Consider the following 6806-nt stretch of genomic DNA (forward strand, 5'->3'; position numbering starts at 1 on the left):
CGCAGGCCTCCCTGCCAACTGAACCTTCTACGGCTCATCACAGCCTCACACCCTTGAACCCTTGAACCCTTGAACCCTTGAAAGCAGAGCAGAAGATGGACAAATTCCTGAGTGAGCACGAAGCCACCCGATGGATGAATCGATACGTACAAGCGTGGAGGACAAACCGCGTCGACGCTACAGCCGGAGTTTATGCCCCGGACGCCGAATTCCACGAACGGCCGTACGAGACTGATTGGCATGGTCTGGATGAAATCATCGCGGGCTGGAAACTGAGGGCGGGATGGAAGGGAACAGATTGCTGGACCTTCGACTGGAAGCTCCTGCACCTTACGGGAGACACCTTCGCTGCCCAGGGTACGGGAACCTATCCGGCCCTTGGAACCTTTGACAACCTCTGGGTGGTCACTCTCAACGAGCACGGGGCAGCAACGGCGCACTGGCAGTGGAACAACCAGGTTGCACCTCCTGCCGGTGCGCCCGACCTAGGTCTGGCTCAATGATCCAGGCCGTTACATCCTCCGCCCAGACACACAACTCCTGTCCCGTCCCTCCTCCAACCCGAAAGGAAAACGACAATGACACCCGCAATCCCTAGGACGCTGGTCCTTCTGGATCACCCCGATCTCAGCCGGTCCCGCGTGAATCACGCTCTGGCCGCCGCATTGGAGGATGCGCCCGGTCTTGCGGTACGTGACCTGCGCCGCCTGTACCCGGACGGCCGGATCAACCTCGGTGCTGAAAGGGCTGAGGTGGAAGCGGCGGACAACATCGTTCTGCAATACCCGACACACTGGTACGCCCCGCCCGCCTTCATCAAAAACTGGCTGGATGAGGTGCTGGTCCGCGGCTGGGCCTACGGCACCGGGGCGCCGGGGGCCCTTGCCGGTAAGACACTGCGCGTCGCCACCAGCACAGGAGGGACCAGGGACGCCTACTCCCCCGATGGCTTCCACGGATGGGACTTCACCGACATCCTCATCCCTCTGCAAGCCACGGCCCGTCGGCTCGGAATGCAATGGCTCAGTCCCTTTGTCCTGCACGGGGTGCGTGACCTGACGGAAGAGCAGCTGCAGGACCTCGCCCGGGACTACCGCCGCCTGCTAGAGGCAAGCTCCGTGCCCGAGCACGTGTCATGACATAGGCGCCCGCCGCCCGGGGTATGGTCCGGAGCCGGCGGGCGCCCATCACTCTGGTCGGCAGGGTGTATTCCGGCTGGGCGGCTCAGCCGACCGCGCCGCCGGGGGTCGCAGGCCTGGTGGGAGATACCATTTGGATTCCCTTGGCCCTTGTACCGGGCGATGCACACGGCGGCTTCTACGCCGAGTTTGTCACGAAGTCCCCGAAGGCTGGCCGTTCCACCGTCTTCGTCCAGGACGCACCGGGACGCACCGGAACAGCAGCTTCCAGGAGCGGCCCCCACCGGGGAGCTTACAGACGTCCCGCCGCCACAGGAAAGGACTGCTGCCGACAGCGACAGGGGCTAGCGGACAACCTCGGCGGCACGGACTGCCGCAGATCCGCTGGCCGCCGCCCTGGCGATCAAGTGTGCGGCAAACGGCAGGCCTCTGGCGCCGGCCCGTGCGTAGTCGTCGATGGCGGTGACGTCCTGACCGAGGCTTGTCATGGCCGCGGCGAAGATGTCCATGTCGATGATCTGCAGGTCCTTGAGATGGTCGGCGTTGGTGGTGGTAACGGCACCGGTGAGCGCCTCGAGGGCGAAGCTGCGACCGGTTCCGGAGAGCAGTAGGTCCGTTAGCGCGCCGAGGTCGAGGTCCAGATTGTTCGCCAGAGCGAGGATGTCCTGGACGTTTTTCTGGTTCATCATCAGCAGGGCGTTGTTAATGAGTTTTCCTGTCTGCCCCGACCCGGCGGCGCCCATATGGGAGACCTTCCCGGAGAACGCTTCAAGGACGGGACGGGCCGTGGTCAGAGCCTGGCTGGGGCCGCCGACGATAGTCGTCAGCTGACGTGCTTCGGCTCCAGGCCGGCCACCACTGACCGGTGCATCCAGGACGAGGACCCCTGTGTCGGCGGCCCGCTCGGCCATGGCGGCGGCATACCCGGGAAGTCCGGTGCCGTGGTTGATGAGAATGGTGCCCGGCCGCATGCTTCCGAGCAGGCCGCCCGACGTGAGGACCTCCTCGATGTCGGAGTCCTCGCGAAGGCACAATCCGACCACGTCAGTGGCCATGCCGAGCGCGGCGAGGGTTTCGTGCCGGACGAAGGGGAGGCCGTCGAGAGCGGTCAAGGATGCCTCGCGACGGACCCAGACGTTCAGTTCGAAGCCAGCCTCGGCGATGGCCCGTGCCATGGGGGCTCCTTGGTCTTCGAGGCCGACCCAGCCGACGCTCAGTTCGGAGGCAGTGCCCGAGGTGATCGCTGGTGTGGTCGGTGTTGCGTCGGGTGAGGCGGCGCTGCCGGTCATGTCATTGTCTTTCTCTGTGGAGGAGTTGATGGCTTTCACGCAGTCTTCCGGGCCAGTAGTTCGGTCGAGAGATCCCAGAGGCGTTCTGCGTTGGCCGGATCGAGTGCGTAGGGTGCCACTCCGGTGTAATCGGGGCCTCGGTGGTCCACGTTGCGGGCCTCATTGACGTCCTCAAAGTAGCGTCCGCCGATGCCCTCAAGCTCCGCAGAAGTCGCCACATACAGTGTGGTCGCCGCACCCTGCTGGGGAGTTTTCTGACGTTCGACGGGAGTCCGCAACCCTCCGGTATGGCGCTGGAGCTTGGTGGCGATAGCCCCGGGCATGACGGCGTTGCAGGTGATTCCGTCCTCGGCCCAGCGCGCGGTCACGCCCACGGCGAACAGGGCTGAGGCGGTCTTGGACTGCCCGTAAGCGACAAATGCGTCATAGGAGACGAAGTTGAAATGCGGGTCATCGAACATGACCGGGGAGAACAAGTGTCCACTGGAGCTCAGGGACACGATACGGGCGTTCCCCGCCTCGGCGAGGGCGCCATGCAGTGCCTGGGCGAGGGCGAAGTGGCCCAGATAGTTCGTGGCGAACTGCATTTCCCAGCCCTCCGGTGTGCGCTCGAGTTCGGGCAGGGCCATGATTCCGGCGTTGTTGACCAGCACGTGCAGCGGGCCGGTCCACTCGTCGGCGAATGCGGTGATGGTGGACAGGTCAGCCAGGTCCATCCGGCCGAGGAAGATGTTGTTGTTGCCTGTTGACTCGCGCAATTCCTGGGCTACCGGCGTCGCGGCCTCGACGTTGCGCACCGCCAGGGTTACCTCGGCACCGATGTTGGCGAACGCGCGGGCTGTTTCGATTCCGATGCCGGAGGCGCCGCCAGTGACGATGACGCGCTTTCCGGTGAAGTCGATGCCCTCGGTGACATCCGAGGTGGTGGAGCTGAATCCGAAACCAGTGGTGATTCTTGCCATGGGGTTGGTCCTCTTTCGGCGGGTCGGGAAGTGTCTTTTCAGAAGAGCCGCCCGGCGTCCTTCGGCTGTAAGCCTGAATAAGCGCGGGGGTCTGGGCAGCTCTAGAATTCAGTGTGCTCCCGCCGGAATCGGGCAGCCAGAACCCTGCGATTCATATGAATGCCGGGGCCACCCTCGGGGGTAATTCAGGGCCGACGAGCGTGGAGGGGTCAGGCCATGCCCGGGAGTGTCCGGGCCAGGCGCTCCAGTGCCCGTTCGGAGGCACTGCCGGGCTCGGCGTGGTGAATGACGAGGAGGTGACCGTCCGTTCCGGGTACGGCCAGTTTTTCGTGGAAGAGCTCGAGTTCGCCCACCACCGGGTGATGCAGCAGACGCTTGCCCGCCACCTTGGGGCGGACATCGTGGCGCCCCCAAAGCTGGAGGAAGTACGTGCTGCGCTCCGATAGCTCGGTGACCAGCGCCTCGAGTTGCGGGTCGTTGATGCACTCCCCCACAGCTGCGCGGAGTCCCGCGGTCGCGTCCTCCATGACGTGTTCCCAGTCCTCGTAGAGCTCCCGTTCGGCGGGGTCCAGGAAGGCTGCCCGCAACACGTTCGTGCCCGGTTGGTTCCTCGGGGAGAGGGCAACGGCCAGCGGATTGGCGGCGAGGACGTTCATGAAGCGGTCCTGAACAAAGGCCGGAACGTGGGTCAACGTGACCAGCAAATACGACAAGCCTTCCGCCACCCCGGCCGACGCGGGACTGGCCACGGCCTGCGGGACCGGTTGCGCGAGCCGGTGCAGATGGACGGTTGCGGGCGGGTCCAGACGCAGGGCGCGTGCGAGAGCGTCCAGTATTTGCGGGGACGGGTGGTGGTCTTTGCCCTGCTCCAGGCGCACGTAGTAATCGACACTGATGCCTGCCAGGCCTGCAACCTCTTCACGGCGAAGACCCGCAACCCGGCGCCGCCCGTAGCTGCGCAGTCCGACGTCTTCCGGCCGGATGAGCTTACGGCGGGCCTGCAGGTACTCTCCGAAAGCGACGTTCTTTGCCACGGACCTAATCTACGCCCGGGCGCTCATCAAACGCGGCACTGCCGAACTTTCATAAAAGAACTGTCCATTGCCTTAATGGTCCTTTATCGGGAGTCCAGAATGGTGGGAGGCGCTCAAGTGCCTCGGAATTCTTTGCCCAACTCATGGCCCAGTCTCACTTCCGGGAAGTCACCGAATACGCGGGCTTCGCCTCTCGGGCTCCGCCAGCGGACAAAGGATGTCGATTTATCCGATCTTCCCCGCTCCCGTTTGCCGGCCATGTCCCAATTCCAGGCCTCGCGTGCACAGAACACGAGGTTCTGTCGGTAATTGTCCGCCCTTCCTCCAATCCAGTCATGGCCGCGTAAGCGACCCGGTACCCACTCGTTGTCCAGGGCCGTGGCTGGGGCATGCTGCCACTGCATCGGCGCGCCTGTGGCGTGCAAGGCGTTCGAAAGTTCACTACTTCCAGACAACGTCGCTACTTCCAGACTCTGCAACTCTGTCGGAGGCGTCGAGACCTATGAGTTGTCTGCCTAAGCTGACGGAGAATCCATCCGGGCGCTGGTGGGTATGTCATGGATCCAGCAGACCTGCGGCTTAGATCGGCCGCCCACGGGCGCTCTGAGTCCAGGAGTGGGACTGTCCAGCAACGGCAAGCTGCACGGATTCAGTTCAAGTAGTCGGCGATGATTTCATGAAACCAGCGCAACGCGCGGGACCGTGGAGCCGTGCCGTTTCAGTACAGCGACACGTCGCATGACGGAACATTAAAATTACAACCGTCTGCCCGCAGCGAAGAAACGGGGCCAAGATCCATGCGGCGGACCCACCTGTTGGCACCGACCGCCAATTCCGGCCCAAATCACCGGTTATTCCGGTCGTCCATCGCACCCACTCTTGACGGTTCCGTCCCTACAATTAACTGTCGGCCTCCACGGCATTCACGTCGCGGGGGCGGCCAAATAAGGAGAACTACCATGGGTTTGGGTGACAAGATCCACAACGCCGCCGAGAAACTCCACGGCAAGGGCAAAGCAGCCGCCGGCGATGCCACCGGCAACGACCGGCTGAAGGCCGAGGGCAAGGGCGAGCAATTCAAAGCGGACCTGAAGCAGGCCGGCGAAAAAATCAAGGATGCCTTCAAGAAACACTAAGACACGCAGCCAAGAGGCAGAGGTGCGCTCCGGAAGACCGCACCTCTGCCGCTGCCTGGCAGCAGGAATGATCATGCGCCCGCTCCCGAAGCTTTCTTCAAGTCCCAACATCTGTGACTGATAAGTTTCGGTTGACAGGGCATCGGGCTTCATGTGCAGGTCCCGGTCCCCGTGGACTAATTCCTCAAAAACTGGGATAGCGCAGCCGCGCGCTTTGCTGCCTCCAAACCGTTGCTGCACTTCAGGCAGAGGCGGGTTCCGGTGGCACCGGAAACAGGGCTCGGCTGCCCACAACCGGGGACAATTCTCGAAGGGTATCCACCGCTACGGCGGCCAGGGAGCTACCCGGACGGCTCACCAATTCAGCCGTGGATAACCCGAATTGACCCCAGCATGGACAGATGAGGAGTTAGTCGGGAGTCACCGCTGGGGGATCTACCGTCTTTCCTAACGCTGGTTCGTCTTCAATGAGCGAAAGCTCCTTTAGAGCAGGGTATGGGTCGTGTCTCTACTCGCACGACGTTAAAGGGCGTCCCATAGTTTCGATCGTCGTTCGGGTTGGGGTGTCTCATTTACGGTTCTAGGCCAATACGGGGCGGCCACTGCCGCTCCGGTGACTTCGGCTGCCAATACAAAAGTGGCCGCGAGCCCCCAGACAGCGGCGACGGCACCTGCGGCCGTCGCGCCGAGCGCCTGCCCCAGGACGAGGGCAACAAACAGCAGCGAGGTACCCGTTGCATCACGACCAAAGTCGCGTTTCTGCTTGAGGCCCGAACAGCCTCACGGCGTAGGAAGTGAACCGCGGTTTATACCCGCTTAACCGCATGAGTGAACGGAAATTCCTCAAAGGCTCTCCGTACCGCTTCCCACGATCAAGTCCCGCATCAAGGTTGGTTTGCAGAACCTCAGGCCCCAGCTGGAACCCGCATAACTGAGCCGGAGGACACCCCATTGCGTTGGTAACGGATTGGTGTCGGTTCGGTGGGGACCCATCCGGGAGGGCGGGTGTTGCCGAAGTACTCCTGACAGACCAAGCCGGACCCGCAGGAAAGTGTCAGCCCGTACCAGGGCGGCGGGGACGGGACACCCATTGAGCCATTTCCAAGGAGCACTCCCATGCGTACATCCATCAAGACTTTCCTCGGCGTTGCCGCTGCCGGTTCGCTCATGTTTTCCCTGGCTGCCTGCAGCCCGGCGAACAACGCTTCCTCCGCTCCGGCCACCTCGGCGTCTTCCTCGGCTGCGG

General features: G+C 63.1%; 6 protein-coding genes. 3 read left to right on the plus strand and 3 right to left on the minus strand.

Features of this window, described 5'->3' with window-relative positions; all coding sequences use genetic code 11:
• The first annotated feature begins 77 nt into the window (after positions 1 to 77).
• Both AC1DB8_RS07750 and AC1DB8_RS07755 read left to right on the plus strand, forming a co-directional pair.
• The gene (locus AC1DB8_RS07750) at positions 78 to 503 is read left to right on the plus strand and encodes a nuclear transport factor 2 family protein (protein WP_476892658.1); all 426 of its coding nucleotides are present in this window, start codon (positions 78 to 80) and stop codon (positions 501 to 503) included.
• Between the two features lie 75 nt (positions 504 to 578).
• Complete coding sequence (locus tag AC1DB8_RS07755; RefSeq protein WP_476892659.1) at positions 579 to 1139, plus strand: NAD(P)H-dependent oxidoreductase; 561 nt, start codon at positions 579 to 581, stop codon at positions 1137 to 1139.
• 344 nt (positions 1140 to 1483) lie between these two features.
• Here AC1DB8_RS07755 and AC1DB8_RS07760 read toward each other — a convergent pair whose 3' ends face one another.
• The 3 genes from AC1DB8_RS07760 to AC1DB8_RS07770 form a co-directional block, all read right to left on the minus strand.
• Positions 1484 to 2467: an NAD(P)-dependent oxidoreductase gene (locus AC1DB8_RS07760; protein ID WP_476892660.1), complete on the minus strand. Its 984-nt coding sequence runs from the start codon at positions 2465 to 2467 to the stop codon at positions 1484 to 1486.
• Entirely contained in the window at positions 2464 to 3390 is a 927-nt protein-coding gene (locus AC1DB8_RS07765; RefSeq protein ID WP_476892661.1) for an SDR family NAD(P)-dependent oxidoreductase, read from the minus strand. The genes AC1DB8_RS07760 and AC1DB8_RS07765 overlap by 4 nt, the downstream gene beginning before the upstream one ends.
• A gap of 209 nt (positions 3391 to 3599) precedes the next feature.
• Positions 3600 to 4424, minus strand: coding sequence for a helix-turn-helix domain-containing protein (locus AC1DB8_RS07770; protein WP_476892662.1), 825 nt, complete (start codon positions 4422 to 4424; stop codon positions 3600 to 3602).
• A 959-nt stretch (positions 4425 to 5383) separates the two neighbouring features.
• Between AC1DB8_RS07770 and AC1DB8_RS07775 the strand changes: the two genes are divergently transcribed.
• Positions 5384 to 5560: a CsbD family protein gene (locus tag AC1DB8_RS07775; RefSeq protein WP_476892663.1), complete on the plus strand. Its 177-nt coding sequence runs from the start codon at positions 5384 to 5386 to the stop codon at positions 5558 to 5560.
• The last annotated feature ends 1246 nt before the right edge of the window (positions 5561 to 6806 follow it).

This window comes from Arthrobacter sp. 10N410 (genome assembly GCF_056394945.1).

Coding starts and splice junctions, on each gene's coding strand:
- AC1DB8_RS07765 (WP_476892661.1), bottom strand. CDS start 3,390: ATGGCAAGAATCACCACTGGTTTCGGATTCAGCTCCACCACCTCGGAT.
- AC1DB8_RS07755 (WP_476892659.1), top strand. CDS start 579: ATGACACCCGCAATCCCTAGGACGCTGGTCCTTCTGGATCACCCCGAT.
- AC1DB8_RS07775 (WP_476892663.1), top strand. CDS start 5,384: ATGGGTTTGGGTGACAAGATCCACAACGCCGCCGAGAAACTCCACGGC.